Source organism: Amycolatopsis sp. H20-H5 (genome assembly GCF_035828755.1).
Classification (GTDB): domain Bacteria; phylum Actinomycetota; class Actinomycetes; order Mycobacteriales; family Pseudonocardiaceae; genus Amycolatopsis.
The window spans coordinates 1-1,631 of sequence record NZ_JAYMZS010000265.1 but is presented as its reverse complement, the minus strand read 5'-3'; the positions used below and the strand labels follow the sequence as shown (position 1 = coordinate 1,631).

Genomic DNA, 1,631 nt, shown 5'->3' with positions numbered 1-1,631 from the left:
CAGCCACCGCTGGGTGATGCCGCTGTCGTGGGTGGATCCGTTGTCGCTGATGACAGCCACGACCGGTGCGTCGGGGTAGGCGTCGAGCAGCAGTTGGAGGAAGTAGCAGAACACCACGGACACGTTCTTGACCGAGACGTGGTGGTGCCAGGCGCCGGTGGCGAGGTTGACTGCTCCGTGCACGGTGCGGCGTTTGTTGGAGCCGGGGGTGAGGATCTGGTGGCGTAGCCCGGTGGGCATCCAGCAGGACCGCAGTCTGGGCAGTAGGTCGATGTGGGTTTCGTCTTCGGCCAGGACGACTGATCCCGCTGGTAAGGCGGTGATGCGGTCGCGGATGTCGGCGCAGATCGTGTCGTGGTCGGGGTCGCCTTTGGCGATGAGGCGAGGACGGCACCAGCGGGCCTGTTCACGCAGCCGCCGGTGGAAGGTACGCAGGCTCATCTCGGGTCGTCCGGCCGCTCGCCAGACCCTGCTGGTGGTCCAGGCTTTCGGGGTGTCCAGCAGGGTGCGGATGCGGTGCCCGAGGCGGGGGCTGCCCAGGCGGGGCCGGCCGCTACGTGGCTGGTCGGGTAAGGCGTCGATGCCGTGGTGGGTGTGCCGGTTTATCCATCGTCGTACGGTGACGGGGTTGTAGTGCAGTAGTTCGGCGATCTCGGGTGCGCTCATCCCGGATGCGGACAACACGATCATGACGATGCGGGCGGCGATCCGCCACCGTCCGTGCAGGGCGGTGATCAGGTCGTGGTGCTGTGCTGGGGTCAGGGTGGCGTAGATGTGCGCTGGGCGCATACTTGTTGTGGCCTCGTCGGGTCGGTCTGGTGTGGTAACTCGATCCAACCCGACGAGGTTTCTTCACGTTCACAAGGGGTTCGCGTGTGGGTTACAGCCACAACTTCTGGCCACATGCTTAGACGGCGAAGTCGTGCTGGCGCCAGGCTTCGTAGATGGCGATCGAGGCGGTGTTCGCCAGGTTCAGCGAGCGGCTGGTGGGCAGCATGGGCACCCGGATCCGGTCGGTCACCTGCGGCGCGTGCTGGACCTCGGCGGGCAGGCCGGACGACTCCGGGCCGAACAGAAGCACGTCGCCGGGCTGGTAGGAGACGTCGGTGTGCCGCCGTGTCGCCGAGGAGCTGAAGGCGTAGACCTTCGCTGGGAGCAGGGCCAGCCACGCCGCTTCGAGATCCTGGTGGACGTGGACCCTGGCGAGGTCGTGATAGTCGAGCCCGGCCCGGCGCAGCTGCTTGTCCTCCAAGGCGAACCCGAGCGGCTCCACCAGGTGCAGCTCGCAGCCGGTGTTCGCGGCCAGCCGGATGGCGTTGCCGGTGTTGGGCGGGATCTCGGGCTGGAAGAACAGCATGCGGAACAAGGTGTCGGTCGTCTTTCGTTCACAGGGCCCGCGTGCACACCACGACGGCGCTTCATCCCACCACAGCCTCCCCGGCCCCGTTGTCAATGGTCCCTGAAGGCCACCATGACGGCGTTTAACGCCGTCATGGTGGCCTTCAGGGACCTTCGCGGCTGAGGGGCGGACAGCTCAGCCGTGCAACGCGCGGTAGGACGCGGCGGCGCCGGGCTGCAACGGCACCGGGCTGGTGCCGATCAGCGTCCGCACGTCGAGGAACTGGGTGCCG

General features: G+C 67.3%; 2 protein-coding genes and 1 pseudogene. All 3 read right to left on the bottom strand.

Annotation, left to right across the window (positions count from 1 at the left end):
* The coding region (locus tag QMK34_RS47370; RefSeq protein ID WP_326421609.1) for an IS630 family transposase at positions 1 to 789 on the bottom strand (789 nt) is incomplete at its 3' end.
* Positions 790 to 907: 118 nt separating this feature from the next.
* Positions 908 to 1,366: a tRNA (cytidine(34)-2'-O)-methyltransferase gene (locus tag QMK34_RS47365; RefSeq protein WP_326421608.1), complete on the bottom strand. Its 459-nt coding sequence runs from the start codon at positions 1,364 to 1,366 to the stop codon at positions 908 to 910.
* Positions 1,367 to 1,534: 168 nt separating this feature from the next.
* Positions 1,535 to 1,631, bottom strand: a pseudogene (locus tag QMK34_RS47360) (TAXI family TRAP transporter solute-binding subunit); the annotation flags it as partial.